At 48.0% G+C, this 26,769-nt stretch carries 20 protein-coding genes; 5 read left to right on the top strand and 15 right to left on the bottom strand.

Features of this window, described 5'->3' with window-relative positions:
* Nucleotides 1–9: 9 nt before the first annotated feature.
* The 9 genes from DWY25_RS09220 to DWY25_RS09180 form a co-directional block, all read right to left on the bottom strand.
* Nucleotides 10–429, bottom strand: a complete 420-nt coding sequence (locus DWY25_RS09220) for a PTS sugar transporter subunit IIA (RefSeq protein ID WP_117894988.1) — start codon at nt 427–429, stop codon at nt 10–12.
* On the bottom strand, nt 422–1,294 hold the full coding sequence (locus tag DWY25_RS09215; RefSeq protein WP_181981769.1) for an HAD-IIB family hydrolase: 873 nt from the start codon (nt 1,292–1,294) through the stop codon (nt 422–424). Before DWY25_RS09215 ends, DWY25_RS09220 begins: the two co-directional genes overlap by 8 nt.
* Nucleotides 1,287–2,099: a PTS system mannose/fructose/sorbose family transporter subunit IID gene (locus DWY25_RS09210; protein WP_181981768.1), complete on the bottom strand. Its 813-nt coding sequence runs from the start codon at nt 2,097–2,099 to the stop codon at nt 1,287–1,289. Before DWY25_RS09210 ends, DWY25_RS09215 begins: the two co-directional genes overlap by 8 nt.
* A complete protein-coding gene (locus DWY25_RS09205; RefSeq protein ID WP_006057245.1) occupies nt 2,092–2,904 on the bottom strand; it encodes a PTS mannose/fructose/sorbose/N-acetylgalactosamine transporter subunit IIC in 813 nt (270 codons plus the stop codon). Before DWY25_RS09205 ends, DWY25_RS09210 begins: the two co-directional genes overlap by 8 nt.
* Before the next feature lie 18 nt (nt 2,905–2,922).
* Nucleotides 2,923–3,426 carry a PTS sugar transporter subunit IIB gene (locus tag DWY25_RS09200; RefSeq protein WP_117894985.1) on the bottom strand — a complete coding sequence of 168 codons (504 nt, stop codon included), beginning with the start codon at nt 3,424–3,426 and terminating at the stop codon, nt 2,923–2,925.
* A gap of 337 nt (nt 3,427–3,763) precedes the next feature.
* Nucleotides 3,764–11,440, bottom strand: a complete 7,677-nt coding sequence (locus DWY25_RS09195) for a polysaccharide lyase family 8 super-sandwich domain-containing protein (RefSeq protein WP_117894984.1) — start codon at nt 11,438–11,440, stop codon at nt 3,764–3,766.
* A gap of 459 nt (nt 11,441–11,899) precedes the next feature.
* On the bottom strand, nt 11,900–12,640 hold the full coding sequence (locus DWY25_RS09190; RefSeq protein ID WP_117894983.1) for a YdcF family protein: 741 nt from the start codon (nt 12,638–12,640) through the stop codon (nt 11,900–11,902).
* Nucleotides 12,641–12,909: 269 nt separating this feature from the next.
* The gene (locus DWY25_RS09185; protein WP_006057253.1) at nt 12,910–13,482 is read right to left on the bottom strand and encodes a guanylate kinase; all 573 of its coding nucleotides are present in this window, start codon (nt 13,480–13,482) and stop codon (nt 12,910–12,912) included.
* 628 nt (nt 13,483–14,110) lie between these two features.
* Nucleotides 14,111–14,998, bottom strand: coding sequence for a 4Fe-4S dicluster domain-containing protein (locus DWY25_RS09180; protein WP_117894982.1), 888 nt, complete (start codon nt 14,996–14,998; stop codon nt 14,111–14,113).
* Nucleotides 14,999–15,139: 141 nt separating this feature from the next.
* Between DWY25_RS09180 and DWY25_RS09175 the strand changes: the two genes are divergently transcribed.
* Nucleotides 15,140–15,886, top strand: a complete 747-nt coding sequence (locus DWY25_RS09175) for a TetR/AcrR family transcriptional regulator (protein WP_181981767.1) — start codon at nt 15,140–15,142, stop codon at nt 15,884–15,886.
* A gap of 346 nt (nt 15,887–16,232) precedes the next feature.
* Here DWY25_RS09175 and DWY25_RS09165 read toward each other — a convergent pair whose 3' ends face one another.
* From DWY25_RS09165 to DWY25_RS09145, 5 genes are read right to left on the bottom strand one after another with little or no spacing between them, the layout of a single operon-like run.
* On the bottom strand, nt 16,233–17,183 hold the full coding sequence (locus tag DWY25_RS09165; protein ID WP_117894979.1) for an alpha/beta hydrolase family protein: 951 nt from the start codon (nt 17,181–17,183) through the stop codon (nt 16,233–16,235).
* Nucleotides 17,180–18,604 (bottom strand): glycoside hydrolase family 1 protein, encoded by a 1,425-nt coding sequence (locus DWY25_RS09160; protein WP_117894978.1) that lies wholly within the window; start codon nt 18,602–18,604, stop codon nt 17,180–17,182. The genes DWY25_RS09165 and DWY25_RS09160 overlap by 4 nt, the downstream gene beginning before the upstream one ends.
* Before the next feature lie 2 nt (nt 18,605–18,606).
* Nucleotides 18,607–18,957, bottom strand: a complete 351-nt coding sequence (locus DWY25_RS09155; RefSeq protein WP_117894977.1) for a PTS lactose/cellobiose transporter subunit IIA — start codon at nt 18,955–18,957, stop codon at nt 18,607–18,609.
* Nucleotides 18,954–20,183, bottom strand: a complete 1,230-nt coding sequence (locus DWY25_RS09150) for a PTS sugar transporter subunit IIC (RefSeq protein WP_117894976.1) — start codon at nt 20,181–20,183, stop codon at nt 18,954–18,956. Before DWY25_RS09150 ends, DWY25_RS09155 begins: the two co-directional genes overlap by 4 nt.
* Entirely contained in the window at nt 20,176–20,514 is a 339-nt protein-coding gene (locus tag DWY25_RS09145) for a PTS sugar transporter subunit IIB (protein WP_006057274.1), read from the bottom strand. The genes DWY25_RS09150 and DWY25_RS09145 overlap by 8 nt, the downstream gene beginning before the upstream one ends.
* A 337-nt stretch (nt 20,515–20,851) precedes the next feature.
* On the opposite strand from DWY25_RS09145, the gene DWY25_RS09140 reads away from it, so the two are divergent.
* Nucleotides 20,852–22,735, top strand: a complete 1,884-nt coding sequence (locus DWY25_RS09140) for a BglG family transcription antiterminator (protein WP_181981766.1) — start codon at nt 20,852–20,854, stop codon at nt 22,733–22,735.
* A 267-nt stretch (nt 22,736–23,002) separates the two neighbouring features.
* Here the strand turns inward: DWY25_RS09140 and DWY25_RS09135 are convergent, their stop codons facing one another.
* Nucleotides 23,003–24,112: a hypothetical protein gene (locus tag DWY25_RS09135; protein ID WP_117894974.1), complete on the bottom strand. Its 1,110-nt coding sequence runs from the start codon at nt 24,110–24,112 to the stop codon at nt 23,003–23,005.
* A 437-nt stretch (nt 24,113–24,549) separates the two neighbouring features.
* On the opposite strand from DWY25_RS09135, the gene DWY25_RS09130 reads away from it, so the two are divergent.
* From DWY25_RS09130 to DWY25_RS09120, 3 genes are read left to right on the top strand one after another with little or no spacing between them, the layout of a single operon-like run.
* Entirely contained in the window at nt 24,550–24,921 is a 372-nt protein-coding gene (locus tag DWY25_RS09130; RefSeq protein WP_244925955.1) for an iron chaperone, read from the top strand.
* Nucleotides 24,918–25,514, top strand: a complete 597-nt coding sequence (locus DWY25_RS09125; protein WP_117894972.1) for a hypothetical protein — start codon at nt 24,918–24,920, stop codon at nt 25,512–25,514. Before DWY25_RS09130 ends, DWY25_RS09125 begins: the two co-directional genes overlap by 4 nt.
* A gap of 35 nt (nt 25,515–25,549) precedes the next feature.
* The gene (locus DWY25_RS09120) at nt 25,550–26,653 is read left to right on the top strand and encodes a radical SAM/SPASM domain-containing protein (RefSeq protein WP_117894971.1); all 1,104 of its coding nucleotides are present in this window, start codon (nt 25,550–25,552) and stop codon (nt 26,651–26,653) included.
* Nucleotides 26,654–26,769 lie beyond the last annotated feature (116 nt).

Here is a 26,769-nt window from a genome sequence, read left to right as displayed (position 1 = left end):
AAAATCCTCCTATTCGTCGCCGTCCTGAAATTCGACGGTCACTTCCCGCATGAATGCGATCGAATCGCGGCAGCTTTTTACTTTTTCGGATATGAGTTCCGGGGTGACCGACTGGGGCTCCATCGTGATCATCTCCAGAAGCAAGGGCAGGTTCAGTCCCGTGACAATATGCACGTTCGTTCGGTTCTGCAGCTTCAGCATGATCTTCTGGTTGACGCTTCCCCATAAAATGTCCGTGAGCATCACGACGACATCTTCCTCGTGAATATCCTGAATCCAGGCGTCCAGCTGCGCTTCCGCGTCCGATTCCGGATTTTCCTCATAAAAAGGAAAGATCTGAATGAAGCTGACGTCCTGGGTAAACAGCCTTGCGGTTTCCCGCATACCCCGGCATAAGCTGCCATGACTGGCCAACGCTATTTTAAACATGACTTTCTCCTTTAATTAACAGTTGTTCCAATACGGCATTGACGTGATCCGCGCAGAAGGCCGCCGCTGAGCGCAGCGGATCGTCATTTCTGCCGATATAATAGCTGTGATCAAACAGCTGCAGCATCTCCATATCATTTTCATCATCCCCGGCGCAGGCAATCTGATCTGCGCTGATGCCTAGACTGTGCGCCAGCCTGAGAATTTCGGAAGCCTTAGAGCGTCCCTGAGCCAGGACCTCCGCCTGTTTATCTCCGGTTTTGACCAAACGATAGCCGGGAAAACGAATTTGAAATTTTGACTTGATTCCAGGATACAGCTCCCAGCGGTCCAGGTGCAGGCAGATCCGGCTGACCTGCATCGTTGTAACTTTCCGAATGTCACCGATCAGGAAATCGGCAACTCCATTCAAATCACAGATCCGGTCGGTGCGCCGCCACTTTTTCAGCAGCGCCTCCTTGCTTTCCGAGCTGCTTCCGCAGGCTATGCCCTGATCTGAGTACAGCGTCATTTCCAGACCGGGGTGATTCTGCGCAAAGGTGTAGACCGCTTGGATCATATCCAAGCTGAACGCCGCGGCTTCTTCCTGGCGGCCGTGGCTGACAACATTGCCGGAATAGCCGATGACCGCATCGAATTGAAATTTCCGGATTCGTTTTTGAATAAAGGACGGATGCCGCCCGGTCGCGACGATCAGCCGCAGGCCCCGGCAGCGCAGCTGTTCCAGCAAAGCCGCGGTCCGATCGTTTAAATCTACATTCGGCTTATCCTTGGGAACCAGCGTGCCGTCAAAATCCAACGCTGCCAGACGAATTCCGGACAGACCGCCAGTTTCGCCGATCCGCCGGGTAGCCGGCTTAGGCAATGACACCAAAGTAGGAAAGCAGAATCGTCACAACGATCAGAATCCAGACCATCTTAACCGTATTCATGCCCTTGATTTTTGTTAAGCCGAAATAGGTAATCGCGGTGACCAGACACGGCAGCAGCGACGGCAGAATGCCGTCCAGAATTGACTGAATCGTCTGCGTCGCATCGCCGACAGTGATCGCCAGCGGCGTCGTGACCTTGACCAGCGAAGGAATCAGAGCGCCGATGACGATGACGCCCAGCACAGAAACCGCGTCGCGGATGTTGTTGAGCTGATCCTTGCGTGAGGTAATCAATTCCGCGCCGCCGTAATAGCCGACTTCGATCATCTTCTGACGAACCCAGGTAATCAGCGGGGTAAAGATCGCGATCATGATGATGCTGGTAATCCAGTTGCCCTCAATCGCTGCATAGGCAGTCATCGCGCCCATAACGACCTTCGGTATCGTGTTGAACAGCGCGTCGCCGATGCCGGAGAACGGACCCATCAGCGATGTCTTTAACGAAGCCGCCAGCTGCAGGGACGAAGGATCGCGGTCCTGCTCGATCGCCAGCGCCGCTGCGGTGATCGCGGCACCGAAATAAGTTTGGCAGTTGAAGAATTTCAAATTGTTCTGGAACTTTTTCTGCATCAGCTCCGGATCGTCAGCGAACCATTTTTCAAAGAACGGCCCCATCGAATAGACGCAGGCAATTCCCTGCATCGCTTCGTAGCTCTGACTGGCCTGGGCAGTAATGGCATAGCGCAGCGAGAATTTCCGCAGTTCTTTTTTAGTCAGTTTTTCATTCTTTTCACTCATCTCCGATACCTCCTGCATCCACGTTCAGATAAGCGTTGGCTGCCGCTTTGGACTCTTTTTCCATGCGTTTAAACAAGACGATTGCAATGACCGCGCCGACCAGAGTAATCGCCAGGATCGACTGGCCGAAAAAGACATACAGCACAAAGCCGAGAAGCAGATAATGGAAGTTTTCCTTCACCGGCATGTACAGCATCAGTAAAGCCATGCCCAGCGCCGGAAGCACGCCGGAAACCGTGCCCAGCGCACTGGTCAGCCAGACCGGCATATAATTGATAATCAGCTGAACAATCGGCTCGCCGAACAGTAAGAAGATGATGACCGGCAGCGTCTGGCCTAAAGCGGCGCGGCCGAAGCCGTATTCGCCGATGAGAATATCGCGGTATAATTTCTTGTATTCGCGTTTCTCGACATGTTTTTCAGCGCGGTGATACCAATAGGAATTGACCGTCTTGGCAATGACGTCCAGCTGAATGCCCAGCGTGGCGACCGGAACGCCGACCGCCATCGCCAGCTCCAGCGGAGCGTCGGTGCCGGAAGCGATCGCAAACGGAACGGAGATCCACAGGGCAGTGTTGAAATTAGGAATTGACGCGCCGCCATAGGCCGCCAAGCCCATGGACATCAGCTGGAAGGTACCGCCGATCAGCAGCCCGGTTTTGACATCCCCCATAATGAAGCCGGCGATCAGGCCGCGGAATACCTGCTGGCCGCCGAATTTCGCGACTAACTGGACATTCTGCCCCAGCGTTCCGATGACATGGCAGGCAAGAATCAGCAGTATGATCTGTATCGGATTAAACATTCGTTCTCTCTCCTCTCCTCATGATTTACGTTTGTCTTTCATCACCTGATAGAAATCAGCAATCGCGTCGTCCGCCGGCTGCAGCTTGGCTTCCAGCCTGACCCCTTTTTCATGCAGCTGTTCCAGGACGGCGGCTTCCTCATCATTCACGGTGATGTAGCGGCTGATTACGACCGAATCCGCGGTCTTGTCGATGTTGCCGAGATTCCCCAGCGTCAGCGATGGAACGGGTATCCCGTTATCCACCAGGGTTAAGAAGGTTTTAGGACTTTTGGCGACGATCATGACGGCTTGATTTTGATAGCGGTCAGCTTTGAGATTTTCAACGGCTTTTTCGTGAGTTAATACGGACAGGAATACGCCATTGGGTGTGGCCATGCGCAGTGCATTTTTCAGCATCGGATTGTCTGCGCTTTCATCGTCGATGCACAGGACACGCTCCACATGGAGCTTCGGAACCCACATCGTTGCGACGCAGCCATGCACTAAGCGGTCGTCAACACGGCAGTTTAGAATATTCATTGAAATTCTCCTTTCTGCGCCTATTCTAGCATCCAGGTTGTCAAAGAAATCATTCCCTGATTCCGCTCAAAGCGGAAATGCTTTACATCCTTTTTGTCGAAAACAACAAGAACACATGGCTTATCTAAACTGAATGTCAAATCAATTCGAGTGTTTTTATCCTGTCTTGAACGAAATCGCGAACCCAATGAATATAAAGCATCCGCTTTCTTATGTCAGTTAATGGTTCAATCAGAAAGTGATCTAATCATTGAAAGGAAAAAAGCAGACATCCGGGTTTGTTAACCTGAACATCTGCTTTCATTTTATGAGTGACTCAATGCTGAATCGATTTCCTTCATTCTTCGCCGGTATGCTTTCCGCCTTTTTTGATCAGCCAGAACGCAGCTCCGCCGACCAAGACCAACACGGCTCCGCCAATCATCATCCACGGTGCTGCAGAAGATTTTTCTTCTCTTCTATAATCCGGAGTTAACTCCGAATTCGGCGTCGGTGTCGGCGTTTCAGTTTTTGGCTCATCCTGAGCTTCAGAATTCGGTTCTTCCACTGGTGTTGTTTCTTCTTCGGTTTCTTTATTACTATGTTTACCAAATAGAGAATTCCAGAAGTTTCCCGTTGATTTTTGTGTTTCCTGAGGCGCTGGGACCGCAGGATTGGCAGAGTTCACTTCATCAGAAGGCTCTGACGGCATATCCGGTTTCGGATCGGCAATTCTGCGGGTAATCGCATAAACACCTTCGGCAACAGAAGTCTTGAAGACCAGTTCATCGCCTTCAATCTTGAAGTCGGAAATCGCCTGATAGGAAACGTTATAGCGATATAAACCGATCCCTTCTTTCTTGCCTGTGAACGGAATTCGGATTTCATATTCAGGCAAGCCTCGCATCCGCGAGCTGACCACTTTCAACTGCCAGACCTGAACGATTTCCTGCTGATCGAAATTCGAATGATTCGCAGTAACATCGCTGACAGTCAGGGTTTCTCCGCTGGTAAACAAGCCTGTGATCTTAATGCCCTGATCACTGGTTAACGTTGTTTCCGTTGGTGTTTCCACCACCGTAACCTGAATCGTTTTTTCCGCGATGTTGCCTGCGGAATCTGCGACACGATAGGTCACATGATAAACTCCAGCTATGGATGGATCGACGTCGTTGGCAACAACATGTTCCTCAGTCAGGACGAGATCCTGATCTTCAACGTCGCTGACCGTTGCGTAATCGAGCGGATTGAAACGGTTTCCCTGTTCAATCGTCACATCGCTGGCTGTAATGACCGGCGGATTATCGGTTAACGCGGTTACTGTCACGTTGACCGTCGCGGAATATCCGCCATCGCGGGAAGTTACAGTAATGACTGCCGTTCCTTTCCGCAACGCGGTAAGCAAGCCATTCTGATCAACCTGAACGACCGAATCGTTGCTTGTGGTGTAAATCAGCTGTTTATCAATCGCATTTTCCGGAGTTACCGTTGCCTGAATTTCTGCCGTCGTCTTGATTTCAAGCGTGATTTCGTGCTGTGCGACCTGGACGCTTTCGACCGCGATGATCTCCACTTGATAAGCTTCGATTCCCGCAGACAGTGCGCTGACCGCCTGCTGGATTTCAGCGCTGGTAAATTCGCCCTGAATTAAAGCTTCTGCCTGACTGATTGCGGCTTTCAGCTGTTGATAGCCTGCATAGTTTCCGACTAATTCTTCGTCATAACGGCTTGCCAGTAATTTTGCTTCAGTGAGCGTATCCACAATCCGCGGATTGTAGTAGGCTTCAAATTCAACGATACCATAACCACCGTTAGTCGCTGTTCGTTTAATTCCCTGGAATTTAACGTATTTTACTGTCATTTCGCTGCAGTTAATAATATATTGTTTATTCTGTCCGTCGGTGACGTTAGCCATCACTTCAAAGTTTTCGCCATCGTTGGATCCTAAAATCTGATATTCTTTGCCATACACCGTTTCTGAGAACCAGGTAATCCGGACTTCATTGATTGTCCGGGCTTCCGGTAATTCCATCAATAACCATTGATCCTCGGCTTCCGCTTCAGAGATATCTTTATAATTGGATGCCCAGCGAGTCGTATAGTCCTGATCGACTGCTCCCTGCGGCGTTACTCCGTTAGCTGAAACGGTGGACGAAGCGGTTGCAACAGCGCCGATCATCAAGTTCTCGGTCCCCTTGATATCCGCATCGACCTTAATTGTACAATCAGCCTGATAACCACCTTCTTCTGTTGTCGCAGTTATCGTCGCAATCCCGATGCCATGCGTGGTCACAACGCCGCTTTGATCGACGGTCGCCACACTCTCATCGGAAGAAGACCAGAGAACATTTTTATTGTTGGCATCCGCAGGTTCAACGTAGGCTTGAAGCGTCACCGTTTCACCGCGCATGACTGCTGCTTCGCTCTGATTTAACGCGATGCCGGAGACCTTCGATTCAACAGTAATCGTGATTTCAGCACTGACCTCATTGTCCAGAGCGATCGCTCTGATCGTTGTCGTTCCGCCGTTAATCGCCTGGACATAACCAGATTCATCCACGGTGGCAATCTGCGGATCGCTGCTTTCCCAACGAATTGCTTTGTTGTAAGCATTGGATGGCATTACCGAAGCATGCAGCTGCAGGCCTTCCGTTTTTCCCAGCAGAAGATCATCGCCTTCAGTAATCACAACTTGTTCAACATGCAGCACCGCGGCGTTAAAGCGGCTGCAGGCGCTTTCGACTTCATTGACAATCCGCGCCAGTTCCGTATCGTCGTAAGCTGCGCCCTGCTGAATCAGCGAATTTCCAGCCGCGATTGCTTTTTCCACTTCGCTCTTGACCTGGCTGTACATCGTTTCGGAAACAAAGGCGGATGCATCGTTATATTTTGTTAATAACGCCTGCGCTTTTTCCAGCGAAGCGGTCAAAGACAGATTTTCATAGGCTTCCAATTCAACAATGGAATAGCCGCCTTGATAATGTGAACGTTCAATTCCCTTCATCCGCAAATACTGAACCTCAGTCCGTTCAAACGTTAACGTATCCGTTCTTCCCGCTTTTCCGGCATTCTCAATCACTGCGTGATAAAGATCAAAGTATTCTTCGCCATTCAAGGAGCCTTGAATCTTGTATTCGCGGGCATTGGCCGCTTCCCAGGTAATGACCACCTGGGAGATCGTCCGCTTTTGACCAAGGTCGATATCCAGCCACTGATCATTTTCAGCGGCCTTGGTTTCCGCACTCAGGTTGCTTCCGATCAGGTCATTGGACTGTGTATAAGCGGAAGCCCAGCGTGAGGTGCTGGCTGTATAATCGCCGTCGTTGGCATACTTCGCAGCCCGGGAATCATTGACCTGACTGCTCGCCGTCGCCGGATGCGCACCCTGAGCTTGGGAAGCGTAGTTGATCGACTGGCTGTCATAGGTCGTTCCCAGTTCAATTTCACGCGGCTGGCCATCTTTCAGGTTGAAATTTACCTTCAGGGAAACTGAATTGCCTTCGGCCCGGATGATCTGCGCCTCTCCGCGCAATACATCCAGGTGCTGCAAATTCACATTATCGAGGGTAACTGTCGCTTCACTTAACGAGCGGGTAGGATCACTGACAGCCAGACGGATATTTTCAGCGTTGTCTGTCTTTTCGATAATGATCGACAACGGCTTATCCACCGTCACCTCTCCAGCCGATCCCGCAGTGAAGAAGTTCATCGCGATCTGTCCGCTGGCCAGATCCTTGACCGCATGAACGCCGCCTTCCTGTTTGATAATCTGAATGTGTTCATCAGCCGCATAACCTGCCGTTTCTTCCTGACTGGCATTCGGCAGCACGATGTAAGCATACTGACTGTCCGTTGGTTTCTGCCCATGCTGGACAGCGAGCGATAGGAAGTTGTTAGTTCTTTCCGTATAATCCGTAAACTTGGCCAGCTTGTTAACCTCGTTCCAGGTTCCTGTACGAGTTTCCTTTTTAATCATAATTTCGGCGGGATCCAGGAAGACATAGCCGATGGCATCGCCAGCATTGCCTTCCAGCCAGGCATAAGTCGGATGACTCAGAACTTCTTCGCCATTCTCGCTTAATTTAACAACGCCGTCAACAATCAAGCGATTGGATCCGTCAGCCTTAATCTTACGGTTATCCACAATCGTTTCTACCGTGGCAACCTCGGAATCGCTGCCATCGTTGGTAATCCCGGTACCTAAGAAAATCAGCTGATCCCCGAAAACGAAATAGGATTTGTATCCGCTGATTCCTGAACGACTTCCACTGATATTGGAGTCATTGCCGGTTCCGCTGGCGCTCGGCTTGCTGAAAGGTTTATTTCCAGTCAGGATCAAACCAGTAACACCGTTCACGCCATCCAGTGTCGTTCCGCCTGCCCAGGCAGACTGCCCGCTGGTATTAAAGCTAATATCCTGATGCGCCGTCGTTACCCCACTAACCCGGTAATTATCGACAGTCGCGAAATAGTGATCGTTATACTGACTGATGTCTGATGTATAGATCTGGGTGTGGCCCATGCCTTGATAACGGCCCTTATTGTTTTCATTGTTGCCTTGTTCCGTGTTATACATCCGATTGGACGAATTAGAAACCGTGAATGTGAAATTTTCACGATGAACTACCGTTCTATCCATATAAGAATAGACGTTATAACTGTTCTGACGGGTTGCGGTCTCCACATCCTCAGTATTCAGTAAAACCTGAATCCGGATGTAATCGCTGTAAGGAACTAACGAGAAATCCTGAGTTTGCGGCTGGCTGAATTTCTCCGCCGCAATCGTTTTAATCTGCGAACGAAGCTCTGCCGCTGATTCTGTATCCGCGGTTTCCGCATACTGCAGAATGGTTCCCATCATCTTCATGCCCATCGTATCGCCTTGCTGCGCCATTCGGGATACCGCACGGCCGCGGACTAAGTCGAGCACGTTGCCGCCGTAGGAAAGGAACGGAATGAAGGAATCTTTTAAGAACGTTTCATACAAAGCCACATTCTCCGGACTGACCGCATGCTCCGTAAAGTTCAGCATGATCAGACAGTTGGTCAATTCGTCCAGCAGTACAAAGCCGTAAGATCCATTATACGGAATGGACGTATGCTGGATAAAGCTGCCGTCTTTATAGAAACCATCGCCGGAGGTCACATAAGTGAACAACGGAGCCATGCAGGACTGCGCATGTTTCAGGCGTTCGCTGTTGCCCTCAAAGGCTGCACGTTTAATTACAATTGAAACTTTATCGATCAGGTTGGCGCCCGTTTCTTTTAAGCTGCTGTTCAAGCGATAATCCGCCTTGGGAACAAACCGGTCGATCGTTTTAATAATTTGCTGCTTCATGGCTGCCGGTAATTCCTCAGCCATCAGAAAAGCCACATCCATCATGGAGCGCGGACTGCCGATTTCCCAATCCCACCAGTTTGACGAGCCCTTCTTTGTATCTGGTCCGTATTTATTCGCAAGGACAAATTCCATAGCTTCTAAAATCTGAACCCGGACTGTTTCATCCTGATATAAATCAGACAACGGCGTGCGGTACTGCGTCGCGATCATTTTCAGCCGATCCAGAACTTCAGTGACCTTCGCGCCCATTTCTGCGTCGTTCATCGCCTTATCCGTCCACAGTTCCTGCGTGTTCGGCGAAAGCGGATCTTTCATTGTATTTAAGTAATTCAGGGATTTTTCATCGAGATTCCGGACATTTTCAAGATAGATTTCATCCTGGAAGGTACCGGAAGTATCGCCAACCAACTCGCTGGCCCAGTAATTCATAATTTTCTGATAAGCGGCGTCCTTTTCACTGCTTTCAACCAGGTATTTAACCGCCTGCTGAAGCGATGCCAACACGGCATCCACGGCATCCTGATCCATTTCTGCCGAGCTTAATACAGCATGGGCTTCGATCAAAGCTTTTTCTACCCGCGCCCAGCTGGCCTGCGTGTATGCCTCAGGAAGTAAGGTTTCCGCTTCGGCGATCGCAGTTTCTAAAGCTTGAATTTCGATTTTATCACTGTAAACCGTCAGCGGAACAGAAGACCGCATCAACGGTTGGGATTTGAGCATTGCCGTAATGACCGTATTTCCCCGGCCCAGAGCGGTAATTTTACCTTCTTCATTCACGGTCGCCGCTTTCGGATTGGAAGAAGACCAAATCACATCCTGATCCTCGGCGTTGGCTGGATAAACTGCCGCTACCGCTTGCGCCGTTTCGTTGACCGCTAACCGCTGCGCTTCAAGCTGGACATCCAGCGATGATGCGGAAACAGGCAGCGATTCCGAGGTGCTCACAGGAATGATCTGAAAATCATCGACCCAGAAAGTACCGGTGCTCGTTTTTCCCAACAAATACAGATTCACTAAGGAAGTCGCGGCATTCGCTGTATAAACTTCTTCAAAATGAGTCCAATCTTTAGATTGTTTTACTTTATTGTCTTTACCAAAGATTTTCAATGTCAGACAATCTGAGCTAAGATTTTCTGTCTTATACCAAAATGAAATTTTATAAGCCTGTCCTTTAATAAATGGATAATCTTGTAGTTTAAAATATCCTTCACGATCCGCGCCCGTCCGTTTTTCTATCCGTACAGAATACTGACCTTCATGTTTGTCTTCGGCATCTTGATAAGCCATATAATAAACAGCTCTATTCTCGTTACCTTCATGCACTTGATAAATCCACGGTTTGGTCTTCATGTCGTTTTCCCAAACCGCTTTATCCCACCACACCGTAGTATTCGGCTGATCCGGATGCGGAACGACAATCGGTTCCCAGACCTCAAATCCACTGTTTTCAAGGATATTCTCATTCGTGGTATCCAAAGCATCGTTAAACTTCCCCAGCACCTCAATTTCCCGCAAATCATAAATATCTGCCGTCTTTTCCAGTAGTTCCAGCTTGATATACCGGGCATTCCCTACCGTTAGAGAATCAATCGCTTTAGCATCGCTCACATCTGCGGTCTTTGTCCAGTTCTTCCCTGTAAAAGACGTGCTGATCGTGTAATGGGTTGGTTTCTGATCACCCCAGATCAATTTAACCTGAGCATTTTCAACGACGTGATCAAGCCGCAATGTAATCTCAGCCTTCGCTTCGCTGCTGGTCCAGCCTTTTCCATATTGATAATCTACCAGTGCAAAAGCCGAAGTTCCTTCATCGCTTGAACTGACATTCACTTCCGCACCTAAAGCACGATTCTGACGCAGTTCTGGCGCTTTTTCATCAGAAAGCGTAAGATCCGCCGTCAGCATATAATGATCGGAAAGTTTGTTATTCACTACTTTGATATTATCAATTTCAATATTTTTCGTAGCCAGAATATTATCAACCGCAAAGACCTTCATCGCAGGATCATCATCCGGCCAGTAGGTTCTCAGCCATTGATCATCACGGCCGTTAGCCATATTGAAATAATCCAGCAAGCGGGAAAACTCATAAGTATCCTGATCGGTATTAAAATCGCCCATAATCACTTTATACTCAACAGGATCATTCGCGATCTGTTCCGCAAGCTGCGTCATTTGAATCTGGCGAAGTTCCCGAGCGGTCATCTGCTTCGGAGTCTGCGCGCTCAGATGGACATTGTAAAGCGCAATCTGTTTTCCATCTTTTTCAACGACGATGCGCTGAGCCACCTTCGTCGCTTCCAGTTCATAGGTTTCCAGCGGACTTGCCGATGATTTCAGAATCGGATACTGAGATACGAATCCAATACCGAATTCCCCGCCCTCATAGTCTCTGAATTTCGCAAAATCAGTGTGCGCCAATTTTGCGCTGGTTAATCCAGCCATCATATCGGTATTGTTTCGATTGTTGAACATATCAACTTCCTGAACTGCGAGCACTTCAATGTTGTTCTCTGCAATTACATTGGACATCGCAGCCAAATCCGGATGTTTATTCGCTGCGATATTCCAGGTTCCAACGCGCAGCGTTACTGGTGCTTCAGGCGATTGTGCAAAAAGCGGCGTCGCCTGAGATGGAATGATCACAGTCAGCGCCGTGACTACAGCCATCAGAAAACTAAGCAGTTTTTTCATCTTACTTTCCTCTCTTCCCCTTGCTTATTCGTCCTGTCTTCATTCCCATCCCTTTATGTTGGAAATAAACACAAAACGTGTAAGCGTTAACATATTTTCAATTTAGCATGCAAAAAGAGGCTTGTCCAATAAGCGTTTGCAATCCATAAGTAATAATTACTAATCTATAAATTATTCTTATAGATTAACAAAAACCTTTTCACAAAAGGGTTGTTTAAACATCAGCCATATAATACAAAGGAAAATAAACTCATTTTATTTCAACTTTAATTCCAATTCCGTCTTTTACTAAAGGTTGTTTTCAATTCACATTTCAAGGATTATATTTGTCCCTTTTTATCTCTATTTTGACTATTCACTTGATTTCCTCGATTGCGTTATTCAATACTTGGGATCGTCAATTTAAAGCTCGTCAGGAAAAAAAGATTTCTCAGTTTCGACTAAGAAATCCTGTTTATTTTATTTCTGCAGCACCAGTGCTTTCACTAACCCAAACCATTCCCGCACGGTATACATCGGAATCAACGAAACCGGCGTTTTTGAGTTCACGGCACTGATTTGTTCGATTCCCAACTGTTTTGCCAGAATCGAAGCACGCAGCTGATGAAAGCTGTCCGTGACGATCACGACATTTTCACTTAAGTTGTTCTGACGCAGCAGCTTTAAAGAATATTTCAGGTTTTCACCCGTATTGCGGGCTTGATTTTCCTCCAAAATTCGATTCGTCTCCAGCCCGTTTTCCACAAGCCAGTTCTTCATGATCGTGCTTTCCGCATAATCCTCGCCATTGCCCTGGCCTCCGGTCACAATGACTGTACATTCCGGATTTTCATTAGCATAATCCAGCGCGGCCTGAAGCCGCCGTTCCAGAATTAAGCTCGGCTGACCCGCATTGATCTTCGCCCCCAGAACAATCACGGTGGTTCCCTGATCCTGGGAAGCAGAAATATGCGTATTGGCTGCGTTTACCATGAAGCTGATCAAAATCAGAACCAGTACGCCGCTGATCATCCAGATACCATTCATCCATCGCTTTCCAGAATTCCCCAGTTTTTCATGGATTAAGTCCTCGCTGATCAGCATTGTTCCTAACGTTAGAAAAAAGGCATTGCCGAATTGCAGGGAAACCGTAATCATTGTCAGACAGGCATAGGCTAAACAAATTATTCCTAAAATCACCATGATTATTTTTCTTTTCATCCTCGCCGCCTGCCTTTCTGACGTTAGAATATCATATTTTAAAATGAATATCCGGAATGTCAGAAAACCTTAAGTTCACCGTAAGAGTCCGCGATGTTTCTTTATTAATTCGTATAGATCTTACGTCTATTTTTAACATTCTCTTTAATCTTTATCAGGAAAGCAGCTTGTCATTTAGAAAGAAAGTCTCGGATTAGGTTAGAGAATAAAATGAGTTCCGTTCCTCTTTCATCCAGCGAAAAACCGGCGTTCAGCCGGCTTTCCTTCTCCTATTCGCGATTTTTTAATTCTTCCAGCAGTTCTGTTTTGATGGCGTTGAAGGCTTCCTCATCAGAAGTCAGCGGCACGCAGGTGCCAAAGATATTCGCCAGTTCCAGTTCGGTCTTCGCTTTATTCATTCGCAGATTGATGCCCGATTCATCCGCATGATAACGCTGACGGATCTGTTTCTCTAATTCGTCCAGACTTGTTGGAACCAGGAAAAAAGCTTTGTTGTCCGGATGTTTAATCCGGATCTGACCAACGCCTTGCGCTTCAATGGAAATCAGGACATTTTTCCCCATCGCCGTCAAAAACTCCACATGCTCAGCCGGAGTCCCATAGTAATATCCGTTGAATTCAGTATACTCCAGCATCCTGTGATCCCGAACGGCATTCGCAAAGTCCTTATGATTAACAAAGTAATAATCCCAGCCGTCTTTCTCCGTTTCTTTCTTCGGCCGTGTGGTCAGAGAAATGATATCCATCAAGCCCAATTCTGGATCGTCCAGCAGCTTCTGACGTACCTGATCTTTACCGATACTGCTGACGCCGCTCAAGATGACGACTAATCCTTTTGCCATAAATTCGCCCCTCCCTCAGATTTCATAATGTAGTTATACCGCAAAACGCTGACAATGACAAATATTTTCTTTTCAATTGTAAAATTTTCATCATTGCATGCTACGTTTACAAGCATAACTCTCTGCGAAATCTGTTCTTCTGAATCTATTATAGCAAGAAAACTTCAGAACCTGCATTGGATTGAGTAAATATTCCAACAGATTTCCTGATCTCTTTCTCAGATTCTGGGAAGAACTTCTTTTTAAAAGAAGTAAGATCAAAACCATCCATTTTACGAGTGATTTGTTTTGAGCCTGTAAGGCTCTGTTCCTGGCCTGCGCCTCAAGGCGCTGGCTTTCACTTTGTTCAAGCCCCTATTGCATTTGATCTCTTTTGCTGCCCCTAAAGGAGTGTTCGGATTACTTGCCCTGACCCTTAAAAGGGTCTTCGTATTCCTTTACACTCAATAAATCCATATCTTATAAATGGAATTTCAGTACCGCGAAATTTTTCCTGCTGCTACTGTGGAAGTCTGCCTCTTCATCAATTTCTTCCATGGCCAGCCATTCCATGGAAAAACCGCAGCGCATTTCGCTGCGGTTGCCTTCTTTCCTAATTTCTGACTTGGGAAAACCAAAGACCCGTGACTTAGATAAAATATTCAACAGACTTCTTCGCCGACAACTTGCCTTCGATAAAGTCGCGTTTTACTGCGGTATCATACGAGCGCGCATTGTACTCGCAGACAAATGAACAGCGCATGCAGTTGATGCACTTAGTCTCATCGATTTCCAATGTCTGCGGATCGATCGCGCCGGTCGAACAATTCGCCGCACAGGCTCCACACTGAATACAATTTTCCGCTTTGAATTCTTTCGGTGCTGCTGAGATTTCCTTCGCGAAATCAACTTCCGGTGTTCCTTCAATCGTGATCGCTTCAACCGTTCCACTGTTCAGCTTATCCATGACCTTGCTCGCGAATTCAGTCATTATCTTATTATCATCAACATTTGGACGACTGTGTCCTGCCTTGGCGACGCTGGCAAAAACGTGCGGCGTTACCAAACCGATCGCGCCGACGACGACAAATCCCTGCTTGGAAACGATGCTCGCAATATTGGCATAAACATTCTCAGCTGCACGGTTTCCAAAGGCGCAGACAACAACGCACGGGGTGTTATCACCCTTTAAGTTAGTAAACAGGCCTTCGATCATCGGGATCTGTCCGCCATACGACGGCGCGGCGACGATGGCCAGATCCTCAGCCGCAAACGTCACTTCTTCTGTCCGGGATGTCGCGTTGGTCAGATCCGCAAACTCTACATCATCAGAGAACTTCGCCGCTAACATTGCCGCAGCATTTTTTGTTCCTTCTGTCGGCGAGAAAACCGCGACCTTCACATGTTTGAATTTCGGTGCTTCCTGCGGTGCCGGCGTTTTCTCCTCTGCGCAGCCGGCCAGTCCCATCAGTGCAGCTCCGGCGGTTAACGCAGCGGTTCCTTTAATAAAATTTCGACGTGATATTTCCTTCTTCATTTCTATTTCCTCCTCGTCCCTTCCATTGTATCAGGGTTTGTTCAATTTTCAACAATCAATCGATTATTTTTGCAATCATTAGATTATTTTATTTTGCCAAACGAGAATTATGCTATAATGACAAGCAAAGAGGACACGCCTATGAACGAACATAACGCTCTATTGAAGAAATCCCGGATGACCCGTTACTTTATTGACGCTGTGATCACACTGTCGGATGATATCCCGGTCGATGCGATCACGCTGCGCCAGGTCGCAGCCGCCGCCGGCTATAACAGTGCGACGCTTTACAACTATTTTCAAAATATGAACCAGTTAATCGCCTTCACACTGATCGACCGAATGAGCCGGATCTGGATCGACGCTTCAAAGTTACAGGGGCAACTGGACGGTTCGCTGAATCACTATCTGGGGCAATGGCTCGCCCAATGCCGCGAATCTTTCCAGCATCCTCAACTCTTTTTGTATTTTTTTCAACTGGAAGAGAAAGCGCAGATTTACCAGCGGATACCCGACTATTTCGCGGTCTTCCCCGAGATCCGCGAACAGCTCAGCCCCGGACTCTTAGCGCAGACTGAAGAAACAGACTTCGCGCGAAAGAATCAGAATATTCTGCTTCCCTGCGTCACGGAGGGTTATTTCCTGTCAGTTGATGTGGAAAACCTGATTGCGGCAGCCGATATTCTGTTCGGCGGCATTCTCTTACAAATCCTGCGCCATCGTACAGATTCCCAGGCCCCGATTCACTACACGCAGGTCTTCTTTCGTTTCCTGCATTCGTTCACTGATTCTTATCGGCAAAAATCAAGTCCGGAAAGTGACAAGTTATATGAACAGATTGAACACTGGGATCCTTCTTTTTCATTTCTCAATTCCTTTTTAATCTAACTTTAATCCTCTTAGTTTCAAAGTTTTCTTCCGGACATCACACATTCCGGAAGTTTTTTTTATTTTCGCTTCTCCGTTTCATTTTCTTCCTGCGCTCTTCCTTCTTTAAAACAATGGCCTGTCTTTTCGCTAATCTTGCTTTCAATCCGCAGAATCGCACTTGTGAAAAGTCCGCGGCGGATGACACCCTTCGTTAAGACAGACAATTCCCGGTTTCGTTTGTGTTTAACGCAAACAAAAAGGCATACGATCATGCCTTTTTGCCTGGGAGGTTTTTGAAAGGAGTGAATTTCTCATTTTCATTCTTGTGCGTGATGCTTTAATTCTTCACAGGAAGAATCCTCCATTATTTCATCTGATCCGCAAAGAAGTGGACAGTTGCCTCAACGACGGCATTCTGGACGTCCGGATAGTTGCCGAATTCCCCGGCTCCAAGCGAATGCGTGCCGCGCGGCACATCCAGATGAGTTGTAATTTTAGTGTTGACCGCCGCTTCGAAGATCGGATCCGTGATCGCCTTGGTTACGGTGTTATCCTGCCCGCCGGTGACTACCATCAAACTGCCGGTATAGGCGCTGAGATTGACCATCGGCTTGGCTTGTGCGGATTGAACTAAGAAGTCGTGTGCGACCGGAACCTCCTGATTCCAGATCCGGATGGCGGCGACACCGCTGTCCGCGGATTCTTCGATTAGTTTTCTAATCGTTTCCTCATCGCCCATGCTTATCAGCGACTTTAGCCCGTCGGCCGCAGCCGGTGCCCACAAGACGGTCGTTCCGATCTTTTCCTCGCTCAAATACAGTGAAGTCACGCGGCCGCCCATACTGTACCCCAGCATCCCGATGCGATCTTCGTCAAGCTTGTAGTTTGCGCGGGCAAACGCGAACACGCTGGCAACATCGTCGTGCATATTTTCCAGTGTGTAGGCCATAAAGTCTTCCTGACTCTCGCCGCAGCCTGGAAAATCCAGCCGAAGACTGGCGACGCCCTGTTCGGCCAGTCCTTTTGCGACATCAGTAAACGCCCCGCTCTCTTCCTTGCTGCCCTGGAAACCATGAGCGAAAACGACTAACGGATACCCCGCTTCCGGCATGTCCGCCGGCAAGTCCAGAACAGCCTGGATTTTAGTGCCGCGGGCGGAATCGATCTCAACCTTCTCGCTGGTCGGCGTTTTCACCGTTTCCGGGAGGTTCTCAGGATCGGGTGTTGGGGTTGACGTTGGTGCAGGAGTAGAAGCGCATCCGGTTAAGCTCAGGCACAGGCTCGCCGCTAATAAGCCATGACTCCAGGACTTCATAATTCTTCACCCTCCGTTTCGATGACATGCCGATACCAGGCATAGCTGTCTTTTTTCACCAGCTTGCGCGTACCCTGACCCTTATTGTCTACATCGACATAAATCAGGCCGTAGCGTTTTTCCATCTCGCAGCTGTTGCCGCTGACGATATCGAACGGTGACCACAGCGTATAAGCAAACAATTCCACTTCATCCTCTATCAGTTTCCGCATCTGCGCGATATGCTCGCGATGATAGGCGATGCGGTAATCGTCATGAATCTGCCCTTCGCTGTCCAAAGTTTCTTCCACGCCGATGCCGTTTTCCGCGATCATCATCGGTACATGATAACGATCCCAATAAGAGCTCATCGCGATATACAACCCGGTCGGATCGATCGTCCAGCCCCATTGCGTTGCATTCGTAAACGGATTGGCCACCTTTTTTCCGGAAGCGTCAACACAGTGCGAATAATAATACGCCACCGCCAGGAAATCCATCGTGTTTTCCTTGATCAGCTCCGCGTCGCCCGGCTCCATCTGAATCGTAATGTGATGTTCCTTAAAATAACGCTTGGCATATCCCGGATATTCTCCGCGCAGCTGCACATCGGAATAGAAATAATCTTTCATCCGGTTTGCCTCCAACGCCTGCTCGCAGGCTTGCGGATCGCTGTTGAGCGGGTAAGTCATCTGATCGGCAAGCATGACGCCGACCTGGATCTGCGGATCAATCGTCTTCGCCGCCCGGACTAACAGCGCATTCGCCACAAATTCGTGATGAACCGCCTGGTACTTCGCCGCTGTGAAATCCTCGTATTCGTCCATGATCATGCCTAACGAGCTGAATGATTCGCCGAAGATCAGGTTGATCTGGTTGACAGCGATCCAGTACGGAACTAAATCGTGGAACTGTTCAAAACAGGTCCGGGCATAATTCACATACATTTCGATCGTCTCACGGCCATACCAGCCCTGATGATGCTGGACGATCGCCAGCGGCATATCGTAGTGCGACAGCGTGACTATCGGCGTGATCCCAGCCTCATGCAAGGCTTCAAAAACCTGGCGATAATAGGCTATGCCCGCCGCGTTAGGCTGTGCATCATCGCCATTAGGGAAAATGCGCGCCCAGCTGATGCTCATGCGGAAGGCCTTAAAACCTGCCTGCTTCATCAGCTCGATGTATTCCGGATAGCGTTGATAGAAATCGACCGCCTCATGCTTGGGATAATGATGAACCGGGTGATCGGAGAAAACATCCGCAATCCGTTCCGTTAAGGATTGCCGTGTATAATTGACGTTGCCGCCGTGCGCGTCGTGTGCCCGGCAAATCTGAATATCAGCGACATTGACGCCTTTGCCGCCTTCCTGCCAGCCGCCCTCCATCTGGACCGCCGCGCTGGCGCCGCCCCACAGAAAGGTTTCCGGAAACTTCGCCATCGTTAACCCTCCTTTTCCGCCAGCTTGCGCATGACGACTTCGAAAGTCAGAATCAGATCGGCAGTCAGCTCGATCTCGCTGTTGATCGTCATCAGCGTATCCTGAGCGTGATTAAATAACATGCTGTATTCATAGCGGATACCGCGGGCTTCATTCTGGATGATTTCCGTTTGCGCCCGATGCGCTTCCGCAATTTCCTTTTTCGCCGTTTCCAACAGCGACCGCGCTTCAGTGAAATTCATCTCCCGCATCGCTTCGCGGGCCTGCTTGGCATAGTTGCGGGCGTCGCCGGCATGCAGGATGATTCCCATTGCGGCGCTGACCAGGGCTGGCTGTGTGTTTTGTTCGCTCATGCTTCTTCCTCTTCCTTCAACACTTTCATTTCGTGGGCCTTAAAGAAAGGATACCAAATAACCCAGGATACCGCAAACAGGACAACTTCCAGCAGAATGACCCGGAAATCACCATGCGTCGCCAAGAAGGAACAGATCGGCATTGGCAGCTGATTGACGTTCATGACGGCATGCGGAATGGTGACCAACCCGGCCTTTAAGACAAACCAGACGATTGTCGGGATAACCAGTGAATTGATCCACATCGGCAGCATCAGAATCGGATTCAGCGCGATCGGCGCGCCGTAGACCAGCGGCTCATTGATATTGAACAGCGACGGAACCAGCGCCACCTGGCCGAAGCGCTTCAGGCGCTTGCTTTTGGAACGGCACATCATGACGTTCAGCGCCAGCGTCACACCCATGCCGCCGATAAAGATAACGCTGAAGGTGATATTGGAAGTATAGATATTGGCCGGCGCCAGACCGTTGGCAAAGGCTTCCGCATTGGCAGTGATGCCAGCCAGCGCAATCGGCGTCGTGATCGGATTCATAAACCAGCTGTTAACGCCGAAGGAATAGAAGAACGCCGGAATGAAGATACATAACAAGAAGCCCGGGAACGTCTGTCCAATCGCGATCAGCGGACTGAACAGCTGCGTGATCAGCGCGAACAAATCCAGATTCAGGCCATAGATCAAGGTCGTGGTCAGCACGAGCACGACGATGCCCGGAATGACCTGGTTCAGCCAGCGGACTAAGAAATCAGGAATCGCTTCCGAATCCTCAAACCAATGCAGCTTGAAGTAAAGATTACTGATAACAATCGTCACGATCCCCGCGAAGAATGCCGGAATCATGCCGGTCCCGCCGAAGCGGCCGAAGGCTACCTGAAACTGGAAATTTTCGATTGACGGACGAATGATCATCATGAACATCATCAACGAGATCAAGCCTGTTGAAACGCCATATTCGCCGAAGCCGTATTCCTTTGCGCCGTGATAGCCGACTAAGAAGACCAGCGTCAGCGACATAATGCCGAAGCTGAACGTATATACCGGCGATAAATCCGGTAAGAACGGCAGATAACCGGCGATCAGATTGTAGATGGAGACTAACGATCCCAGCAACAGGATCGGAACGTTCGCCATCAGTGCGCTGGAGAGTGCCTTGATGATTTTTTTATCCATAAACTTGGCGACTTTCGGGGCAAAATCGCTGCCCAGCCATTGAATCAACTTATCCATGATTGAATTCTCCCTTATTCTTCTTAATTGCTTCCATACTTAATTCCATCAACCCTTTGCCGTCCAGTCCGGCATACATTTCCTTGGGAATGACGATCACCGGCACATGATACGGCTCGCACAGCTGCGTCATCTCCGCTTTCACATATTCCAGATGCGGACCCAACAGAAGCAGGTCGATCGCGTTCACGTCATCTTGAACGCTGTTTTTATTTTTAGCTTCGATCTTGGCGACGACATTCATTTTCTTAGCGGCAATCCGCATTTGCTGAGCGAGGAATCCGCTCGACATACCCGCGCCGCAGCACAGCAGAATTCTGATTTTATCCATCTTGATTTTCCCTTCCTTTTCGTATGAGAACCGGTTCTTACGCTATCATTATTGCGGATAAAGGGATTCCTTTCCACTCGCTTTTTTCACCGCTGGTGTGAAAACTCCAACAATTTCATACCCGCGGTGAATTTCATTGATTGAACCCGGCGGGATCTCATGCGTATAATAAGATCAACAAAGCGCCCGTGTTCAACCTAGATTTGTTCTCAAAACAGGCGGCTGCCGGATGAAAGCCCCGGTATTCCGATCCTGCCGGGCAAGCAAACCGATTCACGACAGCCATCCAAAAATACCGCAATTCTCATTTTATCCAATCGGAAGGAGGGGAAACCGAATGGATCTGATCAAAGAGAAAATCATCCTGCAGCTGCAGAAGCAGCCGGAGCCGTTAAGCTCCACCCGTCTGGCGGAGCAGCTTCATGTCAGCAGCCGGACGATCAAGAATCACATCAAGGAGATCAATCAGGAACAGCCCAATTTAATCCAGGCGACAACCAAAGGATATATCTTAAATAAGCAAATGCCGCTGCCGGTTCCGGAAGAAACGCCGGCTCAGTCCTATGAGGAGCGGTTTTCCTTCATCACGCATCTGTTTTTTGTCGATCACGCATCCTCGCTGAATCTTTACGATTTATGCGATGAGCTGTATTTGAGCTATTCCTCGATGAAACAGCTGATTTCCAAGGTAAATCAACAATACGACGCTTACGATTTGTCTTTAAAATGCAAGAATGACACGATTTTTCTCGTCGGCACCGAGCGTAACAAGCGACGCTTTCTAACGCAGACCTTATATAAGGAGGCAGCCGGCCACTTTGTCGACGCCGCGATGTTGAAAACACATTTCCCGGAAATTGATATCGCGTATCTGCAGACGACGATGCACAATATTTTCATGAAGTATAATTGTTATATCAACGACTTTGGGTATACCAACCTGCTTTTACATATCACGGTTATTCTTGACCGGATCCTCAACGGCAACGCCTTCAGCGAAACCGACGGCCGGCAGGAAACAGTCCATCCGATCTGTGAGGAATTGATCGCCACGTTTTCCACCCACTTCGGCGTACAATTTAATCCGCTGGAGCGCCAGAATATGAACGAGCTGATCACCGCAAACATCAATTTTATGCAGCGCAAAGATGATGAAACATTAAAAACGATCGTCGGGCCGCAGATTTTCACGCTGACGCATGAAATTATCGACGAGGTCAACCGCCGCTATCACCTGCAGCTGAACAAAGAAACGTTGTTAGTGCCGTTATCTCTGCATTTCAAGAATCTGTTCTATCGATCCCAGCAGCAGACCAGCTTGAAAAATCCATTATTGGAAACGATTCAATCCTCCTGTCCGCTGCTTTACGACTGCGCGATCTGCATTACGGATTATCTCGACGAACATTTCAACATTCAGATCAGTCCTGATGAAACGGCCTATCTGGCAATGCACATCGGTGCGGATCTCGAACGGCAGCAGAAGGACATCAAGAAGTTGAAATGCGCGCTGCTCTGCCCAGATTATCAGCAGAATCAACAACAGATTTACAACTGTTTGTTAATCCATTTTGATTCAGATATCATCATTCCGACGGTTGTTTCGTTCGAGGAGGAGCTGGAGGATAAAAGCTATGAGCTTCTGTTTACCACCGTTCCAGTCCCTGCGAACCGGGGCTTTACGATCCTGCTTCCGCCGATGATCAGCGCGATGAATCTCAAAGAGATTTACAGTCAAATTCAGACTGTTCTGGACCGTAAAAAAATGCAGATTCTGACGGAATATTATCCGCAGTTTTTCTCGCCTGCCTTATTTTATCTTGACAAACAAGCGGACAGCCGGCGCGACGACATCCTGAAAATCTTATGCCGGAAGCTGCGTAACGAACATTTCATTTCCTCTCACTTTCTGGATGAAGTGCTGAAGCGAGAGCAGGCAGCCTCCACCGCTTTCGGACAGATCGCGATTCCCCATTCAATGAAAATGGACTGCGAAAAAACCGGGCTGGCCATCGCCATTTCTCCCAGCGGCATCCAATGGGGAACACAACGCGTGCATATCGTTTTATTGATTGCGATCAATGAGAAAGACTCACATTTATTTAAGGAATTATACGAAGCGTTGATCCTACTTTTCTCCGATCCGTCGATTCTGGAAGTCCTGCGTCAATGCAAAACCTTTGAGGAGTTCACCAACGTCATCTTCAGTTATACGATGTGATTTAATTCTTAACTCAATCTTTAGGGCTCGAATGTCAAAGACAAACTAGTTTAAATGACGAAACCCCCGGCTCTCTCAACCGGGGGTTTTTGTAATCCTGATTTATGAATGCCGATTTTACAGGAAATTGCACTGGAAATGAACAGCTTTCTGCCGCCGGGACAATTTAATTTCCTCGATCTTGGCGTATTCCCAGCCATCGCTTACCTGATTAGCTTTTTCAGTCCTCACTTCATCATTATTTGATTGTTCAATGTTTTGTACCAATCAATCCTGAGAGAAAGCGAACTGAGCATGATTCTCGGCTTGAGGCTTTGGATCAGAAATCTTTTTCAGTTGTTCATGAAGATCTTTCGGGGTATTTATTCTATTTAAAACTTGGACGATCTGATTCACTTCTTCTTCGTTTAAACTATCCAAGTCTTTCTCATCCCTTTCCGTTAATTCCCATTTCTGCCGCAGTAACTCCTTCAACAAGGATACTTTCCCTTTTATGATCCCTTGAACCATTCCTTGTTTCACGCCTTTCTTTACACCTTTCCGCATCCCTTTTTCTATGCCTTTTTTATACACCGTCTTCTCATCCATCTCGTCATATTTCATCCGCATCTTGGCGATTGCGTAACTGGTGTCCTTTAAAAAATCCATCCGTTTTTCTTCCATCATCCGAATAACCTCCTCTTTCTCTATCAATTCATGAATGATCTTCTGCTTTTTCGGATCCCGGCTGTATCGAAGCATATATGTGATCTTGTCTGAAATCCGCCACTGTTCGGTCGGAATCCTCTCCAGCGCCTGCGTTTTTTCCATCTCGATCCATAGCGTCCGGCAGCGTTCCTTCGGCATCCGTTTGCTTGTTTTCTCATTGGTATACCGGTGGTAATGCAGGTATTCACGACTCGCTTTCATTTCAGGCATCCGCTTGGTAATCATGATCTGAAGCACAGGAATAAAATCAAAGCTGCCGCCCACTTCAATCTGATCGGAAACCATCCTTGAGGCATAGCCCTGCGACCGCAGCGATAACGATTCCGCCATCCGATAATTCTGCATTTCTAAATTCACCAGCATCGATTTTCCCTGATCATCCCGGATCCTCACCATGACGTCGTAGCGGACCCCTTTCTCCCGGAAGTTTGCTTTCACCGGTTCTGTCGCTTCCGAACCTATCCACACAATCCGCCGATGAAGCAAATCCGAGAGATACATCGTCAGGATCTTTCGGGAAACCGGATTCTCCGCGTTCATCACATGACGGAACACGTCGTTATCCCGATAATCAAGGGCGGCCAGACTTTTTCTAGCCTGAGCGCGGGTCAGTCCCGCCTGCCGTAATTGTTGATCGGAAATGTTGAGAAGTAAGTTATTTTGTTTCATATTCAGGAGCCTCCTAATATTAATATTGCGGAAAATCAGGAAAAGCCCCCTAAAAGAATTGAAATTTGTAAAAATACTTTTTTGAGTTAATCTTTCTGAGCTCATTATAACTCAATACCGTTTCATTTTCAATTCCATCTTTAGTCTTTTAACAGACTTTACAAACGAACGCTGCCCCCTTTTCTTTTCATCGCAGCGTTACAATTCCTTCTTTATTTATTTTTGTTTTTCAATCTTTTCGCTTCAGATCTTTTTTCTTCCAGATCCTTCGCCGCCCTTCGGGAACTAGTCTAAAACATGATATAATAATTAAGAAACAGCCGCGTGCTTTAATCCGATTCCGACAATTGATAGAAGGGCATAACAAATTAACTGAGATTCTCTTCAAGGATCGGAAACTGCGGTGCCGGTTTATTTAACGAAAGGAAGCCATGATTATGAAAACAGAGAAACGGAAATCAGTTGAAGATTACCTTTGTTCATTCCCGGAAAAACAGCGTGACCTGTTAAATCAGCTGCGAATGCTGATCAAAAAAACGATGCCTCAAATGGAGGAAAAGTTATCCTGGGGTGCGCCGACTTATGTTCTGGAAGGTCGCTATTGCCTGCAATTTGCCGGAAATCAGAAGCATCTAGGTTTCTACACAAGCCCGGCAACGATCAGACAATTTCAAACTGACTTAAAGCCCTATAAAACCAACGAAAAAAATACGCTGCAGCTTCGCTGGGATCAGCCGCTTCCCGAAGATTTACTCATCAAGATGATTCAGTTCCGCGCGGAAGAAGTCCGAAGAGAGTCTCTGAAATGAAACTGAAAGTCGGTTGTTATGTTCCATTTGCCGAACGATTGCGGGAAGAATATAAAATTAATGGCGATCAAATGACTGCCAACATCGGCACCGACAAGATCGAATCCCTTATGCAGCATTTCATCGCTGTTCATGACGAACCCCTTTTCTTTATCCTGGAACTGCCGACTCAGGCAGAGAATGAACAAGAAATCCGGCCCGGCGTTGTGGAAAAGCTGCATGTCGATGTATATTATCTTGACGGTTGTTCTCAAGCTGCGGCGCTAACCCTTTTAAAGCAGACAGGACCGCTTCTGATAGAGGACGGACTTTCGACCTTTGGTTTTGGTGGTTTGGAGAGCGGCGATGAGATTTTGTTCAGCAAATATAACATAGTAACGATCTTCGGTCAGAATCTTCAAAGCTACGCAGAGTTCTTCGCGGCGCTTCAAATCCGGGAAAATCCAAATCTGCTTACGGCCTGGGATCTTTTTGATCCGCAGCATCCTGGTGTCAGTAAAAGCGTCACAGTTCAGGGGAAGGACATCTATTCCATCCCTGAACAGCTGAAAGATCGGGGGCTGTACCTGGCTCAGCGAAGAGAAGAAAATTAAACATAAAATTTAACAAACAGAAACGAGGTCAAGCTATGAAATACTTTTCGATGTTAATCAAACCGGCGTCCAGCTTATGCAATCTGCGCTGCCGTTATTGTTTTTACTGCGACGTCGCGGAAAACCGGGAGATTCCTTCTTATGGTGTGATGAACGAAGAAACGATGAAGATTCTGATCGATAAAACGCTGGATTTCTTCCGAGAAGAAGTGACGATCACCTTCGCTTTTCAGGGAGGGGAACCGACTGTAGCGGGTCTGGATTATTTCCGGCAATTTATCCGCCGGGTCAACCTGAAGAAGAAAAGCTATCACTATATTCAATACGCGCTGCAAACCAACGCGACGCTGCTGAACGACGAATGGATCCGCTTTTTGAAACAGAATCGCTTTTTAGTCGGGGTATCGCTGGACGGCTATGCCCTGCAGCATGATGCGATGCGTCCGGATGCCAAAGGTCAGGGAACGTTTGCCCGCATTCTGGAAAACATTGAAAAGCTGCGTCAGGCAAAGATTGATTTCAACATTCTGACGGTATTAACCCGTCAGCTGGCGGAGCATCCGAAAGAATTATTTGAATTCTATCTTGAGCATCATTTCGATTATATCCAGCTCATTCCCTGTCTGCCGCCGCTGGAAGAACTGAACGATCCTTATTTCCTGACACCGCAGGCTTTCTTCCGGTTTTACGACGAATTTTTCCAGTTGTGGCTGGAAGAACTGAAACAAAATCATTACATCAGCATAACCTTGTTTGATAATCTGATCCCGCTGTTTGCGGGTGTTCCGCCGCAGCAGTGTGGTTATCTGGGCTTCTGCAGCATGCAGTTTGTCGTGGAGAGCGACGGCAGCGTCTATCCGTGCGATTTCTATGTGCTGGACGAATACAAACTGGGCAATCTGCGGGATTGCAGCCTGGCCGATTTATCGAAATCAAAGATCCTGTCCAGTTTCCTGCAGGGACCGCGCCGATCGACAAAGCTGTGCGAAACCTGCCGCTATGCGCAAATCTGCCACGGGCAGTGCAAGCGTTTGAATGTTTGTTACTTCGATGAACAATTCTGCGGCTATCAGGCGTTTATCCAGAAACATGAAGCGATACTGAGACAGCTGGCGATGACTCTGCGCAGACAAGCGTAAACCTAAGTTTATTGCAGAAAGCAACAAAAATCATTCAAGGAAATACTTCGATGATTTAAAAATGAAAGGGGCTGTGACAAATCAGGAAAATAAGAAAAAACCATAAGCTCACAGCC

The sequence above is a fragment of the Holdemania filiformis genome (assembly GCF_003459085.1).
Lineage (GTDB): Bacteria > Bacillota_I > Bacilli_A > Erysipelotrichales > Erysipelotrichaceae > Holdemania > Holdemania filiformis.
Note: the sequence above shows the minus strand (reverse complement) of the source record. Positions and strands in the feature narration are given on the sequence as shown.